This is a genomic window from Streptomyces sp. NPDC096079, from assembly GCF_040303145.1.
In the GTDB taxonomy this organism is placed as follows: Bacteria; Actinomycetota; Actinomycetes; order Streptomycetales; family Streptomycetaceae; genus Streptomyces.
This window is the reverse complement of sequence record NZ_JBEOST010000027.1, coordinates 1-23,811: the sequence shown is the minus strand read 5'-3', so window position 1 is coordinate 23,811 and position 23,811 is coordinate 1. Positions and strand designations below refer to the sequence as shown.

Here is a 23,811-nt window from a genome sequence, read left to right as displayed (position 1 = left end):
GCACGAACAGCGTCGGCGGTTTCCTAGGCCGCTGGCGGGGTTTCGTGCGTCCCCTAGCACCGAGGAGCTGCCGCCATCGTAGCGCAGAGCCGCGGTGGCGGTACTTTTTTGCCTCAGCCCGGTGTGTCATTGGCGTTTTATCGACAAAATCACCCGGTTTGGTCCGCCTCCGCCTCCGCATCCGACACCTACGCCCCTGTGTTCGAGGGGGCGTTCACCCCTCGCGCCCAGAAGCCGCGGGCGCATGCTCACCGGACGCTGACCTACTTCCTGACCGCGCTGTACTGGGACAGGACCGTACGAGCGGCGGCCGGAGCGCCGGGCGCGTGGCTGAACTCTTACCCGGTGCACACCGAGGAAGGCCGGAACAAGGGGTACGTGCCCATCTCGGTCATGGACTTCGACCGGCCGGTGGCGGTGCACCTGTCCCGAGAACGCCGCCGTAAGGCCGCGCCCTCGCGGTTCTGGGCCGTTGTGCTTGACCTGGACACCAAGCGCGCGTCGGCCGCCCAGGTGACCGCCGACGCCGCGTTGTTGACCGAGGCCGCCCAGGCCGAGGACATCCCCGTGGTGCCCGTCGCGTCCGGCCCGGCGGGCGGTATGCATCTGTGGCTGGGGTGCGCCGAGGGCGTCCCGTTCCCGGTGGTGCAACGCATCAACGCCGCTGCCCGCCGGCTGTGCCCGCTGACGCAGGACCCCTCGCCGCTCAGCAACCCCACGGATGCGCTGGTCAGGCCACCCGGAGCGGCCCACCGTAACGGCGGTTACAGCACCCTTGCGGCGCACACCGTTGAGGAGGCCGTCAACCTGCTGGGGCCCGCGTCCGCCCCCGCGTCCGCGTTCGAGCGTCTGGCCGTCCGCCTGGAGACGATGACCGCCGCCCTGCCCGCCACCGAGGCCGCCGAGACCACCGCGAGGGAGCCGGCCGACACAGTCACGGCGACCACCACGGCGGCGCGGGTCACCGGCCACGGGGGCCGTGCGGTGCCGCCGTCGATCCTCGCCCGGGGCCCGCGCGTGCGCCGGGTGGTCGAGGACGCGGACGGCTCCCCGAAGCTCGACGCCCCGTGGCGCCCGCTCGGCGCGAAGGCCCTCGGGGGTCTGCGCCGCGCGCCCGCGCGGCAGGACGACCACTCGGCCGCCAAGCACTCCCCTGCCAAGTCGATGGCGCTGGCGGGGTGGACACAGGCTGAGGGCCTGGCGGTGGTCCGCGATCCGGAGTCGTCACCCGCCCTGGAGTACCTGCGCAGCGAGCGCCAGGTGGACGGCACTCGCCGCCCACGCAGCGCCGAGGAGACCAAACGGCTGTGGGAGCGGACGTGGTTCCTCGCCGTCGAGGACGCGGCCCGCTTGCCGCGCCGTCCGGAGGACGACGGCCGGCCCGCCGAGACCGACGAGGTCCAGCAGGCCGTCACGGACCTGTTCGCCCGGATGCGGGCCGCCGGAGAGGACCGGTGGTCGAGGAAGTCCGGCCCGGCGGACGCGGCCGTCCTCGCGGCGGTGGCGTGGCTGATGACGCTGTCCGGCAGCCTGGACGTGGCCGCCAACGTGCACCGCGTCGGCGTACTGGCCGGATACACCGGCCAAACTGCCTCGCTGGCGATTCAGCGGCTCGCGTGGGACGGATGGCTGATCATCACCGCCGAGGCCGAGCGCAGGGCCGGGAAGGCCCGTCGGGTGACCCTGGCGACCGGCCACGAGTGCCGCGACCACCAGCACCACCGGTGCGCCGTCTACCAGGCCACCGGTGACGTTTCACCAGTTCACCGTGGGTCTGACAGAAGTGGAACGCCCGCCCCCCCGCCCCCCTCTACTCTTCTCTCCCCCGGGTCGCCTGCCTACCTGCGCGCGGTGCTGACGCACCAGCAGGCGGACGTGTGGCACGACTTGGGGCACCATGCTGCGCGGACGCTGTGGGCGGTCCGGCAGGGTCAGGGGCGGTGGTCACTGGCCGAGGTTATGGCAGAGACCGGCTACGGCCGCCGTACGACGCTCCGTCACCTCCACCGCCTGACGGGGCTCCAGCTGGTCACCACGGGCCCCAGCCGGCGCGGAGAGACCACCTACCAGGCCACCGACCGGCCGCAGCACGAGGCCGCGCGGCACACCGGCAGCGCCGGACGGCTCGCCGCCCTGGCGGTCACCTACCGGGTCAAGCAGGAGGCCCACGAGTGGTGGGCCGCCGAGGAGGCCCACCGGTCCCTGCCCTACGCCCAGCGCCCGCGCCGGGCCGCCGCCGACCAGACCGTCATCCCCGGCATGGACCCCCGCGGCCGCGCCTACCCCCGCAAGCCCAACGGCCAGCCTGACCACGCCCGCGCCCGCCGCATCGAGGCCCAACGCATCGGCGCGGTCGGAATGCTCGACCACGCCCAGCAGCTCGCCCGAACTGGCCAGCTGATCGACCTGCCCCACCTCAGCGCCACCGGCGCCACCGAGCAGCCCGCCCGCCCTGCCGGCCGCCGCGCGGTGATCGCCTCTCGCCACCACTGCCCGCACTGCGGCGCCCAGCCCGGCGAGCGCTGCACCAAGGGCGGAACCGAGGCCCGCCGCTTCGGCGCGCTCCGCCCCGCCGCTCGCTGGCACGCCGCCCGCCGACACGCCGCCCAGCAGAACAGCGCGGAGCGACCCGCCGAGCCACGACACACGCAAGGGTGACGTAGTGGCAGCCCCCGGCCCCAGCCGATAGAGTCACCGCCAACGACGAGCACCCCACCGAAGGCCACAGGCCCCGATGAGCACTCGCCGAGCCGCCGGAGAGCGACCCTCCCGTCGGCACCGGGCCCCCGCCGAGTCGGGGCCCACCCCTCCCCCAGGGAATTCGCGTGCACACGCGAAACGTCGAGCGATCTTCGCCGACTCTGGAAAACCTTGGGGACGACGAGAGGCCGGCGGTACTGCCGCCGATGACGCGGGCCGCAGGCCCGCAGGACCGGCCGACGAGAAGTCGGCGCACACCCGCCCGAATTAGCGGCCGACAGCTAACGCTTAATTTCTGGAATACTAGAAACAGTAATCCAAGATTTGCTAGCATGGCGTATGACGATGCGAAAGGGGTCAACTCGGATGTCTCGCACCTACGTTGATGTGTCCACCCCGTACGCCGGGAGCCCCGGCCGGCTCAGCACCGAACTGTCCTTCGGTGCGAGCGAGAGGCGTCGCGCCCTTGAACACCGGGCTGCCGCCAACGAGTTGACCCGCTTCTACGGCGTCGAGTACCGCACTCCGTGGCGCCTGACGCCGAACTGGACCCCGTACAAGGAGATGGCGGACGGCACACCGTTCGGGCAGCTGGACGAGAGGCGCCTGACGGTCTGGGGCCCCGAACGTGCCGTCGCCCGCTACCTGGCGGCCCTCCCCCGAGTCCTGGCCGGTCTCGAAGCCGCCGCCACACGCGCGGCCCGCGCCTTCGGGCAGTGGCGCCGGTCGCTCCTCGCGGCGCTCTCCGGGCACCTGGAGTACGAAGACCCCACGACCCTGCGGGTACGCGCCCGGGAGTTCCGCACGGACGTGCTGCGCCACCTCGTGACTTACATGATGACCCCTCCGGCCGGCGAGGGCGGACGCGACAGGACGCGGCCCTTGTGGGACCAGGCCGCCGCTGTCGCGGCGGAGGTGTGGACCACCGCCCCGGTCGACCCGTGGGACGCACCCGAGGACGAGGTAGAGGCCGTCATGGGCACGGCGGTGCTGAACGTCGAGCCCGTCGTGATCGAGCCTGACACCCAGCTCGCCGACGAGACGCCCGGCACCGTGGCCGAACTCCTCTCCCTGGCGGGGCCGGAGAGCAACGCGCCGCGCGAGCGCCTGGCTGCCGTCGAGCCGCTCACCCACGAGCCGCTCACCCACGAGGCGACAGCGGCCAGGATCGAGGCCCGGGCCGAGCTCGCCGAGCAGCCGCTCGCCCGGCAGACCGGCGCCGCCCCCGTCACCTGGAGCACAGGGGCCAGGATGCCGAGGAGGAACCCGCGGATTGCCCGCCGCCGTTCCTCGTACGGCAGCATCAGCACCCGTGGCCCCCTGCGCTTTGAGGCCCGCCGCCGTCCCCTCGGACGTGTCCGGCGGAGCTCCGCGCCGCCGGACGGACCGCACCCGCGCACCAGCACCAGCAGGAAGGCACACCGCCTGTGACCATCAACGATGACCAGCCCGACGACCCGTTGGGGCACCTGTCGGACCGGCTCGCCGCCATTGGCATCGAGGTACCCCACAGCAGGGAGGCCACCGCCGTGGAGACGGACGAGGAGGCAGGCAGGGACGAGGAAGCGCCTTACGGGTACTGGCCGGAGCCGTGCGCGAACTGCGGCAAGCTCATCCCGAGGGCCAAGGCGACCGGAGCCGGCCGGCCGCCGGAATACTGCGACAAGGACTGCCAGGCCGAGCGCAAGGCCGCCCGTGCCCGCGAGCGCAACGCGCCCGGGCTGCCGGGCCAGGTGCTCCGCATGGACGAGCTGGTGACCCGGCTCGAACAGGTCGCGGCAGACACACGGCTTGAGCTGAAAAAGATCAACTCTCCCGAAGGGATCGAGGCCCGGTTGGCTGCCGCCCGCGCCGCCAACCAACAAGACGTAGCCCGCGCGAACCAGGCCACCGTGGAGGCCCAGGCCGACGCGTCCGCCGCTCGCGCGGAGGCCCATCAGGCCGCCGCCGACCGGGAGGCCGCCGAGGCCGCCGCCGAGCGCGACCGCGCCGCGCGCGAAGCCGCCGACGACGCCCGAGAAGTCGCCGAGCAGAAGGCGCGCGCCGCCGCCGCCGCCCAGCAGCTCGCCGACAGCCGTGCCCGTGACGCGGAGGCCGCCCAGCAGCTAGCCGAGGAGGCGCGCGCTGCCGCCGTCGCCCGAGCCGACGAGGCGGACCAGCTCGCCGCCGAAGCGGCCGCGGAACGGGACACCGCCACCGCGCAGCGCGACGAGGCCCGCCAGGACGCTGCCGCCGCGCAGGCCCGTGCCGAGGAAGCCGGAAAGGAACGCATCCGCGCCGAAGCCCGTGCCGAGGCCGCCGAGCGCGCGCGCCAGGAAGCGGAGAACGCACGCCAGGAGGCGGAGCGCGCACGGGACGAGGCCCGCCGCGAGGCCGCCGCAGCGCTCGCCCGCGCCGAAACCGCTGCCGCCGCCCAGGCCCGCGCCGAGGCGGAAAAGGACGAGCTCACGGCCGGATACGCCAGCGTTATGAGGCAGTTGCAGGACGTCAAGCACCAGTACCAGGAGGCCGAAGCCCGATCGGTCGAGCACAGCCGGCAGCGGGTCGAGGCGGAGAAGCGAGCCGAGAGGGCGGAGGAGAGGCAGCAGCAGGCGGAGAGCCGTGCCGATCGAGCCGAGGAGCGCGCCGAGAACCGCATCAAGACGGCCGAGCGCCATCGGGACGAACTGGCCGCCGAGCTCACCACCGAGCGGGCCGCGCTCGTCGCCGAACGGGAAGAACGTCGGAAGGCCGAGTGGGACCAGGCTGCCGCCGAGCAGAGGGCCACGGACGCTCAGCAGACCTACGAACGGCTCGCCGCCGAGCTCCGCGAAGAACTCGCCACGCTGCGCGAGGAGCAGCAGCAGTAGAAGAAGCCTAGCCGCAGCAGGAAGCCGGCCGAGGAGACGCCGGAGCCGATCCCCGGGCAGACCGTCGTACCCCTGTCGGAGGACGCCGAGGGAGAGCAGCGGTGACCCGGCGGCCGCCCGCGATTAGCAGTCCTCTTGCAGGGAGATGACACATGACCGATGCACCGAAGGATCTGCCGGACATCTTCGCCGAGACCGTCGACGGTGTCCCGGTCCAACTCGTCCGCCCCGGCGACAGCAGCGACCCCGTTTGGGTCGTCTACACCGCCGCCATACCGCTCGGCACCGTGAGCTGGATACAGCACGACGAGGTGCCGGCGTGGGCGATCCAGACCCGCCCCGGACGGCACGCATCGCTCTCCGACGCCTTGAGGACCCTCATCCGTCCCCGCTCAGCCCGAGACGAGGAAATGTGATCACGAAATCGCGCACGGTGGCCGCCCCCGATCTGCCGACTCAGCCCATCGCCACATTCCACGGGGCACCGGTCTACCGCACCGACACCGCTCCGGCTGGACTTTGCACGCAGCGGCAGCTCAAGAGCCGACGCTTGAAGGTCGCTCCGGAACAGCGGCCACGGGCCTACGTCCGGCTTCGCATGCCCTATGTCGGGGCCGACTACGTGGCGCTTTACGACCCGGCCGAGGCCGTGCAGATGCGCCCTCTATCGGAGCGTCAAAAGCAACAGCTCCGCGAGCGCCGTACGTGCACGCTGTGCGGCACCGTTCAGGCCCGCCCCCTGTGGTCGGCGGGGAGTCCTCACACGTGCCCCTGGCTTCCGGAACAGACGCGAGGCGGCCGCATCTGCCAGGGCTGCAAGGACGCCGCCCGAGAGCAGTGGGAGCGCACCTGTCAGGACTGCGGAACGGAGTTCCGGAACCTCGGCAGCCTGATCCTCCGGCAGTGCCAGGCGTGCAGGGAGCGGTACAAGAGGGGTCGGGAAATCGCCGACCGCCTGACACTGCGACACTGCCCTGAGTGCACCGCACAGACGGCGACACGCGAGGAGATCGAGGAAGCCCGAGCCGCCGACCTCTACATGTACAGCTTCGACTTCCCGCGGACCTGCGAGGCGTGCCAGGCAGAGCAGCGGCGCAGAGCCCTGGAGGCCCGCAAGGCCGACGAGCGCGCGCGGTGGGACGAACTGGGCCCGGTACGGGAGTGGGCCCGCCATGTGGTCGCCCAGCCACAGGAGTACGCGATCCTCGACACGGAGACGACAGGGCTCGACGGAGACGCGAAAGTCGTGGAGATCAGCGTCACCGACGGCGCCGGAAACCCCTTGCTCGACACGCTCGTAAACCCGGGTGCTCCGATCCCCGACGAGGCCCGGGCCATTCACGGTATCGGTGACGAGGATGTACAGGAGGCGCCCAAATTCGGGGCGATCCTCTCCCCGCTCACCAGGGTTCTGGCCGGCCGAAAAGTGGTCATCTACAACCGGGAGTACGACACCCGCGTACTGGCCTATGAGCTGGACCGGCACCACCGCGAGCACGCACCGACCCTGTCCGGCATCGAGCTGCCACCCCACGAGCCCCACCCCGAGGCCGTCGCATGGATGGAGGCCCAGGAGTGGAGCAGGTGTGCCATGCACGCCTACGCCGTCCACATGGGGGAGTGGTCGAGCTACTGGGGCGGGTGGCAGTGGCAGCGGCTCAACGGAGGCCACAGAGCCCTAGGTGACTGTCACGCAGTGGCCGGACGAATCAAGGAAATGGCCGAGACGCCCGACCCCTTTTAGAGCATCAGCCGCCCGTCAGGGAAGCCCGCCAGGAGATTGCGGGCTTCCCTATTTTCTGCCCACCTCACCGCAACAGTCCGCGTGTGTACGCGAACTGCGGCGGGGGGTGTGGTGCTCGTACTGTTCGGTGGGGCGGCCGGACGCTCGGCCTGGGACGGCCCGCAGGGCTGGGATCAGCTCGACGGCCCGGGCCACATCGCGGCAGCGGCCCGCTCCCCCTCGGCTACGTCCGGGCGGCGCGGTCCCCTCACGCTCGGTCCGGGTCGACGGCGGGGGTACGGTCCTCGCCCCGTACGGCTCCGGCGGCCGCCGTCCCGGACCCCGGCCGGGCACCCCTCCCCCTCGCGGCCAGACTGTCCTACGTGCACAACGACGGTGCCGGCGGTCGGCGGACGGCCGGCCACGTAAACCCCGGCGAGATGCCGCCCCGCCACCGGCCGGAAGACCGCCGACCACGGAAGGGGGCACGAGGAAGCAACTAACTACCTTGTTTCTATGCACTCGCTTGATGAGAGCAGGTTTCAGGGCCCCACGACAAGGGCGATAGCTTCCCGTGCGATACGGCCGAGTGTGTAGATCTGCGCCTGGAGTTCTTCCCGACGCGCACGCGCTTGACGGGACCGGGAAGCACCCGGACCGATGAGATTTTCGGCGCGCAGTTGATTGACGATGGGTTCGCTGATTCGGTGCGAGGCGAGCCGGGCGAGGTCGACGACCTCGGGAGCGAGGTCGAGGGCGAGCTTGTCGTCAAACCCTTCGTTCGGTGTACCGGATCGACGGCCGGCCAGTCGTTGCGCCTCACGCTCGCTGGCGGTGAACGGAGCCCAAGGGCCAGAGAGGTCGGAGGCAGCCAGACGCTTGCGCATAGCGGTCTCCACAAGGTGACTTTCCCGCGGCCATGTGTGCGGGCGGAGCTGGAACGCTTCGAGGCGAATCGGCTCCGGAGTGGGCTCATCAGGGTGAACCTTGTTGAGCTCACGTTGGCTGTGCAGCCAGGCCGCCTCGGCAGCTGCGTTTCTGCGTGAGAGATCGCGCAGTGCCGTGGCCTGACGGGCACGAAGCCAGACGAACGTGTTGACCTTTCCAGCGACCATGACTCTCCTTCCGTATGGCAAAGAGCGGACCCCGGCCGCGTCCAGCGGCCGGGGTCCGACGATGGATCAGGAGGAAGCGCCATCCATGGCATCCGCCTCAGTGGACTTCCGAGGACGAGGGGCCGAAGTCTGCTTGGTACGTGACCCCTTCGGCCGGCCCTGGGGGCGACGGGTCGGATCGTCGGCGCCCATCTGTCGAAGTTCTTCCGGAGTCCAGCCTCCGGTTTGAGCGGCCGCGTAGGCGGCTCCGTAGGTCTTTTCAGCCGCGTCGAGGAGTCCTTGGAGACGCTTGCGCTCGGCGATAGCCGCAGCCAGGGGCGGGATCACCTCCATACGCGAAGCGAGCAGAGTTTGAGCGGCGGCGAGCATGGGCGACTGGTCGTCAGTTCCCGTTGTCTCGGTGATGGGTGTCGTCATGTGCGACATGGTAGCGCCGACGCGGCAACGCGTCAGGGCACGACGGCGGCAGCCCGCATGCAACTCAAGTCGAGGGGCCAGCCCCCCTCTGCCCCCTCATCGCGGCTCCGCCGCGATCCGCCCGACCGGCGCCCGGCCCTTGGCCCCGGCCTCCGTTGTCGGAGCAAGATGTGAGTTAATGTTCCATTAACTCGGGTCGGCGACCCCAACTCGCTACGCTCGTTTGGGTTGTAGTCGCCTTTTCGGTCCGGGCACGGACCGAGGGAAGAGGGGTTATCCCTCGTAAGGAAGCAGGAGTTTATGAGCCCGAAGCAGCGTCAGAGCCGCCGCCGTGAGCGCCAGACCGATGCGCCGCGTCGGCACCGTGTGAACGCGGCCTACAACGACACCGAGCTAGCCACGCTCAAGATCGCGGCAGCGTCGGCCGGCATGGCGGTCACTGCGTACGTGGCACAGGCCGCGTTGGCAGTTGCCCGTGAGGAAGTTTCCCCGGCCCCGGTGGAGGAGAAATCGCAGTGGCGTGAGCTGAGAGACGCCATGATTGCGCTGAACCGGATCGGGACGAACTGGAACCAGATCGCGCATGTGAAGAACGCAGGAGGCGAGGTTCCTGATCCGCAGTTTGACGCCGTGCGCGAGCGTGTGGACGCGGCTGTGGCACGGCTGCATGACGCCACAGTGACCTTGGTTGCGCAGATGAGGGGCGGCCCAGATTGTTCGTGAAGCGGGCGCGGGATGGGCAGCGGACTTCTGGTCTGCTGCACTATCTGTACGGGCCGGGCAAGAAGGACGAGCACACCAATCAACACATGGTGGCTGCGTGGATGGATGGTGTGCCCGATCCGGGCCGTGACAAGGGTGCGTCGATCCCGTATCTCGCAGCCCTTTTGGACGCCCCGGTACTGGGGTTGGAGAGCACTCCTCCGGCGAAGTACGTGTACCACATGCCGGTGCGACTTGCCCCGGAGGATCGGACGCTGTCGGATACCGAGTGGGCGGAGATCGCAGGTGAGTTGATACACGCGGTCGGCATCGCCGAGAAGGGCGATCCGATGGGCGCCAGGTGGGTTGCGATCCGGCACGCGGATGACCACATTCACATCGTGGCGACGCTCGCCCGGCAGGACGGCTTGAAGGTCCCGTTGTCGTTCGACAAGCGGAAGATGCAGGAGAAGGCCAAGGAACTGGAGATCAGGTTCGGGCTGCGCCGCCTAGACCGTGGCGACAAGACCGCGAGCCGGTGGCCGACGACGGCCGAGGCGGAGAAGGCGAAGCGCAAGGGCCGGGACGAGCCACCGCGGGTCACGCTCCAAGGCAAGGTGCGGCAGGCCGCCGCCGCCGCTGGTTCGGATGACGACTTCTTCGCCGCGATCCAGCGCGCCGGTATCCGTCTGAACAAGCGGACCGCGCCGGACGGTGCCGTCACCGGCTACTCGGTGGCACTGCCCGGGGACCGGACCGGGACAGGCCGCGCGGTATGGTTTTCCGGCTCACGCCTGGCCCCTGACCTGTCCCTCCCGCGCGTCCGTGAACGCTGGACGGGAGTGGCCGCCACGGCCGGGGCCGTCGGTGGCGGCCATGTCACCAGCCAGGCCGCCGCGTGGCAGGCCGCCGCATGGCAGGTCCACCAGGCCGCCGCGATTCTCGGGCAGGCCGGGAACGAGTCGGGGGCAGGCGAAATGGTGGCCCTTTCCGACTTCCTGACCACCTACGCCGCCCAGGCCCCGGAGGAAGTACGCCGGGAACTACGCGACGCCGCCCGGACATTCGAGCGTGCTGGACGCGCCCCCACCTCCCGGCAGATGGACAGCGAAGCGGGTAGGCATTTGCGGACGGCGACACAGCTTGTCGTCATGAGCGCATCGCTCGGTGTGAACGGCGGAGAGGCAGCGGCTGCGATCACGATTCTCGTAGCCGTCGCCCTGGCGGTCATCGCCGCCCAGCGGTACCACCAGGCCGCCCAGCACCGTGCCCAGGAGCAGGCCGCCGCCCAAGCCGGCTACCACCTGCGCGCGGCGACCGAAGTCGCCTACGGTGCCAGCATCGGCCAGGTACGCAGAGACGGAAGCCGCGCCGCCTGGCGAAGCACGACCGCACGGCTGGAGGCCCCCGCGCTCGTCGAGGCGTACGCGCCCGTGGTGCGCGAAGCGATCCCGGTGGTTGCGGAAAGGGTGCTCAGTGAGGACGCGTGGCCCGCACTCGCGGCCACCCTCAAGCAGGCGGAGAACGCCGGATACCACCCGGCTCGGGTGCTCGCCGAGGTGGCCGCGCTGCGCGGCTTCGGCGACGCCGGCAGCGCCGCCGAGGTGCTGGTGTGGCGACTGCAACGACGGATGGTCACCGATACTCTCGGCACATCGAACGACCAGCCCCAGGCCAACCCCGCCCGCGCCATCTCCACCGCTCCGGAGGGCGGCACTGAGACGGACGGATCACGCACGCAGACCGACGCGCCGAAGGACACCGAGACCGAACCGGACAGCCCGGCAACGCCAACCGCACCGCCGCCGGTGGTGGGCCGAGGCGAGCCGATCGAATCCACACCGCTCGGCGGAAATGACGCGCCCACCTTCGGAGAGGCGGTGCGCCAGGCCGTGCCCGCGTACGCAGCGGATGTGCTCGCCGACCCGGCATCAGCGACCCTGGCCGCCTACCTCATCAAGGCATCGGGTGAAGGCCACGCCCCCGCGGAATTGCTCGCCGAGGTGGCCGCCGCCCGTGACCTCGCGGACGCCGACAGCGTGGCCCAAGTACTGACCTGGCGACTCCAAGGCCGACTGAGCGGAACCGGAAAGCCGGCCCCGCTCCCCCGGACCACCGGACGCCGCCCGGTCCAGACCGGCGGACAGACCCAAAACCCCGGCGAGCGCACGGCCGCGCAACGGGCCGCCCAGGAGGCAGCACAGCGACGCACACAGGCCCGTGGACCGCGCCGGTAGCCCCGCACACCCGTAGGAGGGAAAGCCTGGAAACTCCCGATCGTGGCCGCCGCAGGTAAGTACCGTCAGACGTGGCAGACGAAGGAGAGAAGGGAACGTGATGAGGATTCAGAACGGGGTGAACCGGTGAGCAATGTCAACCCGACGATGGAACAGGCGACAGGGCAGGCCGTTCAGACGGCCGCCGTCGCGCTTCAAGTGCTGGTCCTGGCCGCACAGGCGCTGAGCGAGGCATCCCGGCGCGAGGTGCCCAACCCGGCCGGCACGCAACCCGCGCCGGCTCCGCAGCAGACGCCCGCACGGCAGAACGTCGACCCGGACCACGAGCGATACGTGCACATGGTGCGTGACATCGTGAAGCCGCCAGCCGTGGCGGAAGCCATGGTGAAGGCGCCGCAGTGGCCCCAGCTCGCAGGCGAGCTCAAGAAACTGGAGAGCGCCGGGGTCAACGTGGGGCGATTCCTCACCGACGCTGCCCCCGTCATCGCGCGCATGGACGCGGACATGAAGGCCGGTGCACCCGCGCCGGGCGTCACCGCGTCGGCCGCCACGAATCTGCGCGACCCGTGGGCGCCTCCCCCCGGGCAGGAGCGTGCCCAGGGCGACGAGCCGAGCGTGATCAAAAGGCTGGTGGAATGGGTCAAGCAGGCCTTCAAAAGGGTCACCGGCCAGGACAAGCCGCCTACCGCGCTCGGTGAGCGGAGCCGGGAGCTTGTCCGTCTCGGCATCGGCGCCCAGGAGAACTCACGGCTTGTCATCGTCGCTCGCGAATCCCTGGCCGACGAGGGCATGCTGAACCAGATCGTCACCTCCCGCGAGTGGCCCGGTATCGCCAGCCAGATCAAGGCGCTCCAGGGCGCCGGGCACGACCCGCGCGAGGCCCTGGCCGGAGTCCCCACGCGGTTGAAGCAGGCAGCCGCCGCCGGCATTACCTTGAGCCCGTCCGAGGCCGCTCGCGGACTCCTCACTGAGCAGGCCAAGACCCCCGCACCCGCTCGACTTACGGCCGTCACGCAGCCGCCCACGTCGACGCCTCCCAGCGTTTCGCCCCCGGCATCCAAGTCGGTGAGTTCTCCGCCGCCTGCCGTCGAGAAGTCATCCACGACGAAGCGCCCCACGCCGAAGCGCCCCACCCCGAGGCGCCCCGCCGCGACCGAAGCCCGTTCCACCGCAGCGGCGGCACAATCCACCACCGGAACACCCGGCGCCATTCTGCCGCCGGGACCGAAGGCAGTACCGGCCACACCCACCGCACAGACCACGCCAACCCGAACCCCCAACCGCTGACTGTCGACCCGAGCTGAGGAGGAATCACCAGATGGACCCCCACGCGCGAATCCCGCAGCGGGCGAGCGGAGGCGAGCCGGCCCGCAAGCCGGATTCGTCCGCGAGCGGAACCACCACCGAAGGCGGCACGGACGACACCGAGGCTCGCCGACAGGCCGCCGCGCACGCTCGCAGCAGCGCCGCAGCAGAGTCCCGCTCGGACGCCGCACGAGGCGACGCCGACGCGGCGCGAGGCAGGGCCGCTGAGGCGGACGGACGCGGAGACACGGCCACGGCCGGGGCCGAATGGAGCGACGCGGCAGGACTGGACGGACTCGCCGCGCACGAGGCCGACACATCAGCCATCGAGGCCCGGGCCGCAGCCGCCGCCGCGCAGTCCACAACCGTCCCGGCGGGACAGCGGACCCGGGGACGCACCAGCCACAAGAACACGCCTGCACCGAGCGGGCAGGGCCAAGGCCGGGCACCGGTCCCGCCGCCGGGAGCCGGCCGCCGCAACACGAGCTGACCCACACACAGAACAGCGAGAAGGGCCGGAGAGAGCTCCGGCCCTTCTCGCGTGTGCACGCGAAATTCCCAGTACTCACCGGCTCCTATTACGGTGCGGCGGGGACCGGCGGGGGCAGCAGTGGCCCGATCGGCGGTACCGACAGCAGGGTGTGCTGCGGGCGGTCAGGGTTCGTCATGCAGCCGGCGAACGGGCCATCGGATGCACGGAGCTGCGCAAGCATCGGGTCCAGGTGGTCACGGTGCCACACAGACGGACCGGTGAGCCCGCAGGTCTCCGGGTTGGTGAGTTCCTGCCAGGCCAGCCATGTGGCGTGGAGCCGTGCGACGGCCGCCGGGTGGGCCCACCAGCTCGCGCACCACGGGGCGGAGGAGGAGACCTCACCGAGGTACGTCGGCGCCAGCAGGTCCCGCACCCACCCGGCCAGCGAGGAGAGTTCAGCTGCGTACTTGTCGCCCGACAGCCACAGAATGAACGGCGGAGTCTTGGGCTTTTCCTTCTCTTTCTCCTTCTCGCCGTCCTGCCCGCCGCCGGAAGCGACAGTGATCGCGAGCTGGTTCACCTTCTCGGTGTTGTGCTCCAGCTGAGAGGCGAAGCCGTGGACGGTGGCTTTCAGGTCCTCGAAATCCTCGGCCAGGACCTCGATGGTGGGCAGGTCGTCGTTCACGCTGCGATCACCTTCCGTGAGGCACGAGCCGCGATCTCCGCGATCTCCACATCGGAGTTGGCGGACAGCTCCGCCGCGTCCGGTTCGAGGTACCAGGGCCGCAGGCGGATCATGCCGACCCGGATGCCGGTGGCCAGCAGCAGGGCCCTGCCCTTGGGCAGGGCCCGGATCTCTCCGGCTTCCATGACGCGCTCACGGCGTCGTGAGGTGGAGACGCTGCGACCGGTCGAGCCGTGCGACACGGACGTTTCGCTCACCTTGTGCTCGCCGACAAGCCGCGAGACCTTTTCGGCGAACTCGGCGTCATCGAGGCCGGAGCCCAGGATCTTGACGGTGGCCGCCGACCACAGGGCATCCATGCCGGCCTCACCCCAGACACGGACGCCCTGGCGGTAGGACTGGAGAATGGTCACCGGGATGATGCCGCGCGAGCCGAGGTGGGAATACAGGTCGGGCAGATCCTCGATGCGGCAGACGTTCGCGGCCTCGTCGAGGATCGCGAGCAACGGGACATCGAGTCGGCCGCCGGCCCGCTCGGCGGCGACCATGCCCGCCCTCAGCACCGCGTCGGCCGCCGCTGCGATGACGCCGGCCGCCGAGCCGCCGCCATCCTTGGACAGCAGATACAGGGTGTCGCGCGAGCGCACGAAGTCGTCCGGGCGGAACTCGCGCGCCTTCGGGTCAGGGGTGACCCAGGCAAGGATTTCAGGGTCGAGGAGGCAGGCGACACACTGACGGGCCGTCTCGTAAATGCCGTCGCGGGTGTCGGCCGCGCCCGCCACGGTGGACGCGAGCTGCTGTGCCAGCGCTTCCTTGCCCGCCGCCTTGAGCGCGTTCACCGGGCCGCGGTCGCTCGGGGTGGACAGCCAGGCCAGCACGTCCGCCACCGAGCCGCCCGAGACGGCCGCCGCGTGGAACAGGGCGGTGAGGAGGTTCTTAGCCGCCCCCATCCAGAAGTCACCGCGGCTCTTTTCATCGGTGGTGGCCGCGATGAAGTGGGAGGCGAGTCGTCCGGCGCCCTCGATGGTGCGGGCCGAGGCAAGCATGTTCCACCACATCGCCCGCTCGGAATGGGTGATGGACTGAGGATCGAGCAGCCACACCACGCCGGCGTCCAGGCGCCGGGCACGGGTGACCGCGTACACGTCGGGCTTGTTGCTGGTGAACATCACCGCCCCCGGGGCCCGCAGCAGCGCCGGCACCGCGAGCGAGGTGGACTTGCCCGAGCGCGGAGCCATGATGGCCAGCAGCACATCTTCCCAGCTCGCCCGCAGCTCAGGACCACGGGTCATGTCCAGGTTGCCGAGCAGCACCCCCGTGTCATCCGGCGCGATCGTTTCCGCCCCCTTGAGGGAAGACCGCAGCGCTCGGGCCCGGCCGGTCATCGCCTTGGGCGCGAGCGGAGCCAGCTCCCGCATGCCCGCCAGGCCCGACCTGTGGGAGAAGAACCGCCGCCACAGGAAGAAGCCCGCCACGGCCAGGGCGACGAGGACGAGCGCCAGGAGCACGGCCATGCCGACCCCGGCCGCCGTCGCGTGCCCGGGCCACAGCCGTTCGGGGCCACCAGCGACGAGGGAGAGTGCCGACTTGATGCTGTAGGCCGGCGGGGCCCAGCCGCCTCCGGCGAGCAGGACGCCGAGGGTCCCGCCGATGTACGCACTGGTGAACAGCGCGGCGCCGCCCACCACCGCGCCGAGGACGGCGAGGGGGGCGCCCGCGCCGCCCCCGGCCGGAGTCGAGTCGCTCATGCCGTTGCTCCCTTGCCGTGGTTCTTCGGGTCGGTCTCGTACAGCCGCTTTTCCGTGTCGGTCAGCGCGAGACGCACGGGGGTGCCCGGCCGCGTCCCCAGCCGGAGCATGTACTTGCCCCGGCCGGGGTGGACGCGGCGCTGTCCGTCGACGTCCAGGCCGGTACCGGAGGAGTCCGACCACGAGGCGATGAACTGGATCTCTGCATCGGTCAGCGGTCGTTGAGCCGAGACCCGCTCAAGCTCGCCGACGCTCAGCGCGCCGAGGATCATCGAGTCGCATCGGTCGATCATGCCCAGTGCCTTGGCCCGGTCCTCGGCGGTCGGCAGGCTCTCCGGGTCGCGGAGCGAATGCGTGATGAACAACGTCACCTCGTTCTTGGCCCTGTTCAGACGGGTCATGGCGTCGAAAGCATTGACAATGCCCGGCCCCGCCCGAAGCGCCCGCCACATCTCATCGAGCGGCAGGACCAGGGGCGAGTCCATCAGGCCCACGGCGCGGGCGGAGTCGATCGCGCTGTACGCGTAGGCCCAGGTCGCCAGCAAGCCGGCGCTGACGACCTGATCGCCCGCCGTCAGGAGGCTGGACAGGTCGACGGACAGGGCGGGGGCGTCCAGGTCGAGGGGACGGGTGGTCGGGCCGTCGAAGAGTCCGGACAGCGGCCCCTCACACAGGTTCTCCAGAGCATGTGTGACCTCACGGACGAGGCCCCGATAGTCGTCCTCGGTGTCCACCATCAACTGTGCCCGCAGTTCCGCCGGCCCCTCGCGCAGCACCTTGACCACGTCGGGGATGACCGGGTCCTGTGCCCCGAGGAGCTTGCCCGCCACGATGCGGATCGCCTTTTCCATGACGTTCCGCTCGGTCGAGGTCGGCCGCCGCTCCATCTCCGTGGTCAGGAGCGCGTGCAGGAGCTCGGACCGGCGCCCGTTCATCTCGGACAGCAGCGCGTCGCGGCGGCCGGGGGCGAGGGTCGGCAGGACCCGCCGGAGCGGTCCGGAGTCCAGGGGGTTGAGCCGGTCGAGGCCCCGGCCGATGCGGACGACCTGGCCGCCGAGTTCGGCCACGAGTCCGGCGTACTCGCCCTTGACGTCGCCGGGTACGACGAGCTTGTACCCGTAGGAGGTGTAGACGAGACAGAGCCGCTTGGCCATGGCGGACTTCCCGACTCCGGGCTGTGCCTGGATCCAGACGCCGGGATTGGTCACCAGGGAGCCGATCCAGCCGGACGGGTCGAAACAGACCAACTCGTGTGTAAGTAGGTCATAGCCGATGGGGACGCCTTCGGGCGGCAGTCCGCCGCCGAGGACGAAGGGGTACAGGCCGGCCGTCTGCATGGTGGAGCTGAGGTAGACGGCGCCGGGGTCGAGGAGGGCGGCCCGGCCACGGCCGACGCCCTTCCAGCCCCAGCGCGAGGCGATCACCCGCGGATTGAGCCGCCCCTCACCGGCGGTAGGCTCTGCGGCGGCCGTCCCGGCGGATACCAGCCGCCGGGACGGCTCACCCTTGCGGGCGGGCTTGCTGAGCTTCATGTCTCGCACCCTTCCTACAGCAGTGGGTTGATGCCGACGGGCAGGCCCACGACCATGGCCGCGCTCTGACCGCCGAAGGCGGGACGGAACCGCAGACCGCCGGAGCTGCGGGCTGCCTTGTCGATCTCCCGCCGTGCGGCGGGGAGCTGGGACGCGTCGTCCACGGTCGTGGTCACGTAGATGGACCACTGGACCATCCCGGCGCCCATCGCTTCCTCCACGGCCGTCCGCTCGGCGTGCTCGGCGTCGACCCGCTCGCGTCGCGTGGACGCGCGCTTGGTCCGCTGCCGGTACTCCGCCCGCGCCTCATTGGCGTTAATTTCGCGCTCAACTACAGCCTGGGCCTCATGGGTCGGCAGGACGCGGTAGACGAGCGTCACCCGGCGCATGTAGGCGCCCGGCGCGAGGAGTTTCAGCAGGACGTCGTACGGCACCGGCTTGCGGGGAGCCTCCCGCAGGACCCAGGAGACCGACAGGTGTCCGTCGTGCTGGTAGTGGGCCCAGTCGTCCTCGGCGGCCACGGGCCCGACCTCATGCCAGACGAGCGCGTCGATCTGGTCGGCGGGCGCGTCCATGTCCTCGGGCGCGAACCCTCCCCGAACCAGTCGCTTGATGTCGGCGTCCGTCGCGCGTCGCAGGACGTCGACACCCGCGCCGGAGAGGTCCACCGAATCGAGTGCGCCGAGTGCGACGGCCGCCGCCTCCGCCGTTCCCTTTGGCTTGTCGGGCGACGCGTCCGGGTTGATCACCAGCGACATCCACGCGGCGAGCTGGGCACTGGCCCGGGGAGCTCGCGCGACGAGCTCGCCGATTGCCGCACGTGCGAGCTGCGGCGCCTTGGGGTCGACGCGGCCCCGCACATGGTCGGAGAGGGCCGCGCCGCTGGACGGGGTGATCTGGAGTGTCACCGACGCGGTGCTGACGCCGTCCTCGTCCGCGAGACGGGCCAGGGAGTCACCCCAGGCGGCTACCTGGCTCTTGACCGTCGAACCGGACGCGAGGAGGGAGCCGGCGGGGTTGAGCAGGAGAGCGGCGGTCATGGTGCCCGTGCGCTGATTCCACACCAGGCCTACGGGGCCCCGCCCGTCGGGCCCCTCGGCCCGGATGAGCTTGGTCGGGGCGACCATGCCCGGCAGGTCCAGCGCCTCGGGCGAGGGCAGGAAGACCGACCGGTAGGAGGTCTCACCTCGCATGTGGGCCAGGCTCCACCGGGCCCGGCCGATCACGTAGGACATGAGGGGCATCCCGTGCCGCTGCCACACGGTGAGGGCGATCACGGCCAGGGCGACCGGGACTGTGACCGCCAGCGTCGCCAGCGAGCCGCCCACCACGATTAGGAGGATCGGCGCCAGCAGGGCGAGCACGACGACGGCCGTCTGACCCGTGTTCAGGGTGCCGATGCCCATGGTCTTGCTGCGGCGCCATCCGCCGTACAGGGGTTGTGTCTCTGTGGTCATCGTTCCTACTCCGTTCCGCCCACGGCGCCGCCTGCTTTCTTGATCCCTTGCTGTCCTGCCTCGGCCGCGACCATCGCGATGGCCAGCGGTGGCGCCGCCGTTGTGGCTGTCTGAGTGGCCATCTGCGTTCCGGCCGCCTGGGCCGTGGTCGTCCCCTCGGCGACGGCTCCGGTCTCAGCCGTGGCCGCCGTCGACTCCCCGGCCTGCTGCGGGATGGAGGACGAGTTCGCCTGATCGATGGCGGCTGACCCCTCCGAGGAGCCGCCGCTGTCGCCAGCCGCAGGCCCGTTCCGGTCCATGTCCGACGCGTGTTGCGTCGCCGACGTGCCGCCGCCCGAGCCACCAGCGGCGCTGTCTCCGCCCGCACCGCCCATCTGGCCCGCCATTGCACCCGCGATCGGGCTCAGCGCACCGAGGGCACCGCCGCCGGCGACCGCGCCGCCGATCGCCAACCCGAGCGGCGAGAAGAGGGCAAGCAGGGACTTAAGAGCGATCACCGAAAGAGCCAGGGTCACCACGCCCCGCACGAAGTCGATAATCCCCGAGCCATTGGCCATCTCAGTGAAACCGACGGAGATGATCAGAGCCGCCATCGGCTTGTACACGATGACCGTCATGATCATGGTGAAGAGGCGGGGAAGCCACTGCCGGGCACTGTCCCCGCCGAGCTGTCCAGCTCCGGCGACCGGGAGGAGGAGGGCCTGAATGGGAATGGCGGCCTGACGGAGGAACAGCATCACGATCTGGATTCCACCGATCATGAAAACGGTGAACGAGATGCCCAGAAGGCCGATCGGATTAGCGATGGCAGGAATCAGCATGACCGCCATCCGGTCCGGGACGTCGTCACCGCCGAAGCCCACGTACAAGATCGCTTCGGTGAGCTGGTCGGACGCGATCAAAAGGGCGTCGATCACGCCGACGCCAGCGGCACTGACGAGCAGGTTCAAGAAGAGGCCTTGGAGGATCTGCCCCAAGGGTGTCCCCTTGCGCTGCATGATCATTTTGATGCCCTGGAAAATGGTGAGAATCGTCGCGATTCCCGCGCCGATCCCCGCCATTAGGGCATGTAGGCTGAGTGATTTAGTCGGATCCTTCGCATCTCCGAGGACTCCGGAATCCTTGACCTGGACCGAGTCGGTCATCAGCCACCAGCCGAGAGTCACCCGCATGAATTCCCCGACGAACTCGGCAGCGCTCTGAGCGGCATCGCCGAGGATGGAGTCTTTTACCTTCTGCGCGGCGGCACTCAAGGCCTTTTTGTTCAATTCATGAACCGCCTGGCCGCCCTTGACGGCCGCTTTCGCGCACTCCACCGGGCCGCCCGGCATCTTGGGGGCGTTGGGCAGCAGCCAGGTGGCGCATCGCCCGAGGCCCCACCAGTCCACCGGGGGCAGCGCGGGTGCAGCAGCGGGGGCGGCCGCGGGCACGGTCGAGGCGACGGCAGCGGGCGCCACCAGGCCGACGAGGAGGAACAGGGCAGCGACGGCGGAGGCGAGGCGACCGAGGACGAGACGAGCAGTCACAGCCGGTCCCCTTCCTGGATCGCCTGCCACCGGTCCTCGTTGAAGCCAACGGTGCCGATGTCGACGGGGTCAGGCAGGGGCTGATTCGGGTCGGTGGCGGTGCCCTTCCAGTCGCCTCCCTCCCAGACGGCCCGGCCGGGGCTCACGATCAGTGTCGTGGTCGGCTGTGTGCCGGTCTTGGCCGCATGTGTGACGCGCAGCAGGACCAGGACGTCCACCGTGTCGGAGTCGACGGCCGCGTACTTCACGCCGATGGGCCAGGCGTTGAGGGTCGCGCCGGCCGGTACGGGGCCGGTCGCGGGGATGCCGGCAAACTCCCGGTTGCCCTTGGCCCCGGCGTCGGCGGACGCGGCCATCTGGTCGCGGTACTGCGCGGACGCGTACGCGAGGATGCCCGCCCGGATCCTCTGGGGGTCCAGAGACCAGGCATTGCGGGCCGAGGCGACCGCCATCGCGGCGGCCCCGTCGGGGGTGCGGGGGAACTTGACCGGCAGGTCACCGGACTTGGTCGCGCCGTCGGGGAGCTTCACGGTCTCGGCCGGGGCGACGTATCCGCCGTCATCGGGGGGCAGGGTGGCCGTTGGCTTCGGCGCGGTGGTCGACGGCTGCGGCGCCGGGGCCCCCTTGGGAGGCGCATCACCACCGCGGAGCGCGATGACCACGAGCGCGGCGACGAGCACCAGGACCAGCACTCCCAGGGTGATGACGGCACGCCGCATCCGCCGATTGGCCCGTTGCTGGAGGTCGAGGGTCACGGCTTACTCATCCCCCGACGATCGCGGGGACGACGCCGCCGGCCAGGGCCACGATGGACAGACCAGCCATGACCCACAGCAGGCCGCTGGCGCCCTCGGCGGCCAGGTGGGAGCGGTTGCGGCGGCCGATCATCATCATGATGCCGCAGGCGATCAGACCGAGGATGCCGCCGCCGATCGCCGCGTACTTTGCCCAGCCGACCCACGTCGGCATGATCGAGTCCATGCCGGGCGGCGCGGCCGGCGGCGCGTTCCAGTTGGTCCCGGGCTTTTTGTCCAGGGGGACCAGGGCCACCACGTCGGTGAGCGTGGTCAGCAGGTGGTGCATCACATCTCCTACTCAGGGATTCCGAGCTGTCGCCGCAGGGAGCGGACGGCTTTCCGGACGGTCTTGTGGTCGAGTCCGTCGGCGGGGGTGTCCATCTCCCGCAGTCGGACGAGGTAAGGCACATCGGCGATGCCGAGGACTCTTGGCCGGACCACCCGCAGCCGGTATCGGACCGGCCGGGGCAGCGGCAGCGGAGCATCCCGTACGACGACCAGGTACGGCCGGGGCACGTCGGGGTGCCACCCGCCGAGGAGCTGGACGGCTGCGGCCACCCCATATGAGGTGGACCGGCAGACGACGAGCGGGACGTAATTCGGTGGCAGTTGCGAACCACGTGCGAGTTCGTACGCACTGCCGTCTCCGTGAGGGTCCAGCCAGCGGGCCACCGTTGACGTACCGGCCCCGCCATGGGCACCCATGACGCCGAAGTACCGGGTAGGGGTGGGCCGTTCGGCAACCCCCGCGCTTTTTTCGCGCACTTTGTCACCCCCGTACTCTTGATCTCAGCGTGACGCTACCATGACTTACTGTCAACATGTACTTACATAAGTTGAGGGCCGATGAGTCCATCCCCAGGCACCGCTGCATTCCAGCCATCCCGCTTGCATGAGCAACGAGAGAGGGCCCGTTTGAGTGTTGAGGCCTTGGCAGTTCTCGCCGCCGTCTCGCCGGAGACGGTGCGCCGGGCAGAGCAGGGCCGACGGAAGCCGTCTGCCCGGGTGTTGAAGGCGCTCGCGGACGCCCTCAAGGTCCCCATGGAGGAGCTGGCGCCGGTGGAGGGCCCGCTGACGCTCAAGCAGATCCGGCAGCGGGAGGGGATCACCCAGAAGGTCATGGCCACCAAGGTTGGGGTGTCTGCGCACATGGTCAGCCGCGTGGAGAACGGGGTGTACGGGGTGCGAGAGCCGACCCAGTGGGCGACGGCGTACGGGGTGACACCGTCCGAATGGGTCGAGGCGTGGACAGCCGGCAGGGAAGACCGCCAGAAGCGCATCAGGGCTCAGACCAACCAGGGGAAGGAGGAGGCGTGAAAGCGCTGGTCAAAGCAGCGATCGCGGTGGGGACGGCGATCCCCCTCGGCATGCTCGGGCTCTTGCTCGCCGGCGCCAGCGCCGTTGACGCGTCCGGCCCCGGGGTGACCTTGGTGAACGGACTGAACCTCTCATTGATGCCTGAGAAAGGCCGGAAATACGCGCCCTGGTATGTCAAGTCGGCCGCCCAGTGCCCCGGGCTGACCCCTGCCCTCCTTGCCGCCCAGGGCTATCAGGAGTCCGGATTCAACCCGGAGATCGAGGGCCCGCCCACCGCACATGGCACCGCGAAGGGCATCGCCCAGTTCATCGACTCCACATGGGCGACCTGGGGGAGGGATGAAGACGGCGACGGAACCGCGCTCGGAGCGAAGGATGCCGAGGACGCCATCATGGCCCAGGGCCGCTACATGTGCCGCATGGTCCACGACGGCGAGAAGTCCGGGTACGACGACGACCCCGTACGGCTCGCACTCGCCGGCTACAACGCGGGCTGGGGCTGGGTCAGCCACTTCCGCGGGGTACCGCCTATCGAGTTCGCTCGCGAGGCCGGCGAGGCCGAAGGCCAGACCTACCACTACGTCAAAGTCATCACGGAGAACGCCGCGAAGTGGTCGGCCGCAATCGGCAGCGCCAGCCTCAGCGGCCTGGGCACCGGCAGCGGCCCCGACGCAGTAAGGCATGCCGCCTCCCAACTCGGCGTTCCGTACTCATGGGGCGGTGGCACCCCCAGCGGCCCCAGCCGCGGTTTCTGCGACGGACGCAACGGCTACTTGAGGGGGACGTGCATGGCATCGACCACACCCGGATTCGACTGCTCATCGCTGACCCAGTACGCATGGTGGCCAAGCCTCAAGCTGCCCCGCGTCGCCGCCGACCAGTACGAGGTGACCGCCAGTCGGCCCGTCGCCAAGGACCAGCTACAGCCCGGCGACCTCATGTTCTGGTCGAAGGGTGGCACGAGGGCGATCTACCACGTGGCGATCTACGCGGGCGGCGGCCAAGTCCTCCACGCGCCCCGAACAGGTAAGCCTGTCCAGATTCAGGCAGTCGACGCAGCGATGCCGGCCGCGGATTACGTGGGAGCCACCCGCCCCGGCGCGTGATGGATTCGCGTGCGCACGCTAAGCCCCTCGACCCAGACACGGGAGTGCCCCGCCAACGTTGGCGGGGCCCCCCCGGGGTGTCCCGGGGCGTTGGGGGGGGTGCGAGTTGCCGGGGGGGGGTGC

The 23,811-nt window shown here is 70.4% G+C and carries 20 protein-coding genes; 10 read left to right on the top strand and 10 right to left on the bottom strand.

The annotated features are described in order from the left end of the window. The first annotated feature begins 345 nt into the window (after positions 1 to 345). The 5 genes from ABTY59_RS33600 (at position 346) to ABTY59_RS33580 (ending at position 7,293) form a co-directional block, all read left to right on the top strand. Positions 346 to 2,658, top strand: coding sequence for a zinc finger domain-containing protein (locus ABTY59_RS33600; RefSeq protein ID WP_352022904.1), 2,313 nt, complete (start codon positions 346 to 348; stop codon positions 2,656 to 2,658). A 408-nt stretch (positions 2,659 to 3,066) separates the two neighbouring features. Continuing rightward, positions 3,067 to 4,131, top strand: a complete 1,065-nt coding sequence (locus tag ABTY59_RS33595; RefSeq protein ID WP_352022903.1) for a hypothetical protein — start codon at positions 3,067 to 3,069, stop codon at positions 4,129 to 4,131. Next, complete coding sequence (locus ABTY59_RS33590) at positions 4,128 to 5,549, top strand: coiled-coil domain-containing protein (RefSeq protein WP_352022902.1); 1,422 nt, start codon at positions 4,128 to 4,130, stop codon at positions 5,547 to 5,549. The genes ABTY59_RS33595 and ABTY59_RS33590 overlap by 4 nt, the downstream gene beginning before the upstream one ends. Positions 5,550 to 5,701: 152 nt before the next feature. Then, the gene (locus ABTY59_RS33585) at positions 5,702 to 5,965 is read left to right on the top strand and encodes a hypothetical protein (RefSeq protein WP_352022901.1); all 264 of its coding nucleotides are present in this window, start codon (positions 5,702 to 5,704) and stop codon (positions 5,963 to 5,965) included. A 134-nt stretch (positions 5,966 to 6,099) separates the two neighbouring features. Continuing rightward, positions 6,100 to 7,293 (top strand): 3'-5' exonuclease, encoded by a 1,194-nt coding sequence (locus ABTY59_RS33580; RefSeq protein ID WP_352022900.1) that lies wholly within the window; start codon positions 6,100 to 6,102, stop codon positions 7,291 to 7,293. 521 nt (positions 7,294 to 7,814) lie between these two features. On the opposite strand, the gene ABTY59_RS33575 is transcribed toward ABTY59_RS33580, so the two are convergent. Continuing rightward, positions 7,815 to 8,387, bottom strand: coding sequence for a hypothetical protein (locus ABTY59_RS33575; protein ID WP_352022899.1), 573 nt, complete (start codon positions 8,385 to 8,387; stop codon positions 7,815 to 7,817). A 66-nt stretch (positions 8,388 to 8,453) separates the two neighbouring features. Further along, positions 8,454 to 8,804 carry a hypothetical protein gene (locus ABTY59_RS33570; protein ID WP_352022898.1) on the bottom strand — a complete coding sequence of 117 codons (351 nt, stop codon included), beginning with the start codon at positions 8,802 to 8,804 and terminating at the stop codon, positions 8,454 to 8,456. 300 nt (positions 8,805 to 9,104) lie between these two features. On the opposite strand from ABTY59_RS33570, the gene ABTY59_RS33565 reads away from it, so the two are divergent. From ABTY59_RS33565 to ABTY59_RS33555, 3 genes are all read left to right on the top strand, one after another. Continuing rightward, positions 9,105 to 9,527 carry a plasmid mobilization protein gene (locus ABTY59_RS33565; protein ID WP_352022897.1) on the top strand — a complete coding sequence of 141 codons (423 nt, stop codon included), beginning with the start codon at positions 9,105 to 9,107 and terminating at the stop codon, positions 9,525 to 9,527. Continuing rightward, on the top strand, positions 9,524 to 11,743 hold the full coding sequence (locus tag ABTY59_RS33560; RefSeq protein WP_502995457.1) for a relaxase/mobilization nuclease domain-containing protein: 2,220 nt from the start codon (positions 9,524 to 9,526) through the stop codon (positions 11,741 to 11,743). Before ABTY59_RS33565 ends, ABTY59_RS33560 begins: the two co-directional genes overlap by 4 nt. Before the next feature lie 126 nt (positions 11,744 to 11,869). Then, positions 11,870 to 13,030, top strand: coding sequence for a hypothetical protein (locus tag ABTY59_RS33555; RefSeq protein ID WP_352022895.1), 1,161 nt, complete (start codon positions 11,870 to 11,872; stop codon positions 13,028 to 13,030). A 596-nt stretch (positions 13,031 to 13,626) separates the two neighbouring features. Here ABTY59_RS33555 and ABTY59_RS33550 read toward each other — a convergent pair. Genes ABTY59_RS33550 through ABTY59_RS33515 form a run of 8 tightly spaced genes read right to left on the bottom strand, consistent with a single transcriptional unit; the run spans position 13,627 to position 21,823 of the window. Continuing rightward, positions 13,627 to 14,205, bottom strand: a complete 579-nt coding sequence (locus ABTY59_RS33550) for a DUF4913 domain-containing protein (protein ID WP_352022894.1) — start codon at positions 14,203 to 14,205, stop codon at positions 13,627 to 13,629. Beyond that, positions 14,202 to 15,953: a type IV secretory system conjugative DNA transfer family protein gene (locus ABTY59_RS33545; RefSeq protein ID WP_352022893.1), complete on the bottom strand. Its 1,752-nt coding sequence runs from the start codon at positions 15,951 to 15,953 to the stop codon at positions 14,202 to 14,204. The genes ABTY59_RS33550 and ABTY59_RS33545 overlap by 4 nt, the downstream gene beginning before the upstream one ends. Beyond that, complete coding sequence (locus ABTY59_RS33540; protein WP_352022892.1) at positions 15,950 to 17,485, bottom strand: putative type IV secretion/conjugal transfer ATPase; 1,536 nt, start codon at positions 17,483 to 17,485, stop codon at positions 15,950 to 15,952. Before ABTY59_RS33540 ends, ABTY59_RS33545 begins: the two co-directional genes overlap by 4 nt. Positions 17,486 to 17,499: 14 nt before the next feature. Beyond that, positions 17,500 to 18,942 (bottom strand): SCO6880 family protein, encoded by a 1,443-nt coding sequence (locus ABTY59_RS33535; protein ID WP_352022891.1) that lies wholly within the window; start codon positions 18,940 to 18,942, stop codon positions 17,500 to 17,502. A 5-nt stretch (positions 18,943 to 18,947) separates the two neighbouring features. Further along, positions 18,948 to 20,468 carry a hypothetical protein gene (locus ABTY59_RS33530; protein ID WP_352022890.1) on the bottom strand — a complete coding sequence of 507 codons (1,521 nt, stop codon included), beginning with the start codon at positions 20,466 to 20,468 and terminating at the stop codon, positions 18,948 to 18,950. Continuing rightward, a complete protein-coding gene (locus ABTY59_RS33525) occupies positions 20,465 to 21,223 on the bottom strand; it encodes a hypothetical protein (RefSeq protein WP_352022888.1) in 759 nt (252 codons plus the stop codon). Before ABTY59_RS33525 ends, ABTY59_RS33530 begins: the two co-directional genes overlap by 4 nt. Before the next feature lie 7 nt (positions 21,224 to 21,230). Continuing rightward, entirely contained in the window at positions 21,231 to 21,551 is a 321-nt protein-coding gene (locus tag ABTY59_RS33520; protein WP_352022887.1) for a hypothetical protein, read from the bottom strand. Positions 21,552 to 21,559: 8 nt separating this feature from the next. Then, positions 21,560 to 21,823: a hypothetical protein gene (locus tag ABTY59_RS33515; protein WP_352022886.1), complete on the bottom strand. Its 264-nt coding sequence runs from the start codon at positions 21,821 to 21,823 to the stop codon at positions 21,560 to 21,562. Positions 21,824 to 22,111: 288 nt separating this feature from the next. On the opposite strand from ABTY59_RS33515, the gene ABTY59_RS33510 reads away from it, so the two are divergent. Both ABTY59_RS33510 and ABTY59_RS33505 read left to right on the top strand, forming a co-directional pair. After that, complete coding sequence (locus ABTY59_RS33510) at positions 22,112 to 22,582, top strand: helix-turn-helix domain-containing protein (RefSeq protein WP_352022885.1); 471 nt, start codon at positions 22,112 to 22,114, stop codon at positions 22,580 to 22,582. Next, positions 22,579 to 23,688, top strand: coding sequence for a C40 family peptidase (locus ABTY59_RS33505; protein ID WP_352022884.1), 1,110 nt, complete (start codon positions 22,579 to 22,581; stop codon positions 23,686 to 23,688). Before ABTY59_RS33510 ends, ABTY59_RS33505 begins: the two co-directional genes overlap by 4 nt. Positions 23,689 to 23,811 lie beyond the last annotated feature (123 nt).

What these genes read in the sequence shown, in the direction of transcription:
- ABTY59_RS33585 (WP_352022901.1), top strand. Translation starts at nt 5,702, where the DNA reads ATGACCGATGCACCGAAGGATCTGCCGGACATCTTCGCCGAGACCGTC.
- ABTY59_RS33570 (WP_352022898.1), bottom strand. Translation starts at nt 8,804, where the DNA reads ATGACGACACCCATCACCGAGACAACGGGAACTGACGACCAGTCGCCC.
- ABTY59_RS33510 (WP_352022885.1), top strand. Translation starts at nt 22,112, where the DNA reads ATGAGTCCATCCCCAGGCACCGCTGCATTCCAGCCATCCCGCTTGCAT.
- ABTY59_RS33545 (WP_352022893.1), bottom strand. Translation starts at nt 15,953, where the DNA reads ATGAGCGACTCGACTCCGGCCGGGGGCGGCGCGGGCGCCCCCCTCGCC.
- ABTY59_RS33520 (WP_352022887.1), bottom strand. Translation starts at nt 21,551, where the DNA reads ATGCACCACCTGCTGACCACGCTCACCGACGTGGTGGCCCTGGTCCCC.
- ABTY59_RS33540 (WP_352022892.1), bottom strand. Translation starts at nt 17,485, where the DNA reads ATGAAGCTCAGCAAGCCCGCCCGCAAGGGTGAGCCGTCCCGGCGGCTG.
- ABTY59_RS33535 (WP_352022891.1), bottom strand. Translation starts at nt 18,942, where the DNA reads ATGACCACAGAGACACAACCCCTGTACGGCGGATGGCGCCGCAGCAAG.
- ABTY59_RS33575 (WP_352022899.1), bottom strand. Translation starts at nt 8,387, where the DNA reads ATGGTCGCTGGAAAGGTCAACACGTTCGTCTGGCTTCGTGCCCGTCAG.
- ABTY59_RS33595 (WP_352022903.1), top strand. Translation starts at nt 3,067, where the DNA reads ATGTCTCGCACCTACGTTGATGTGTCCACCCCGTACGCCGGGAGCCCC.
- ABTY59_RS33565 (WP_352022897.1), top strand. Translation starts at nt 9,105, where the DNA reads ATGAGCCCGAAGCAGCGTCAGAGCCGCCGCCGTGAGCGCCAGACCGAT.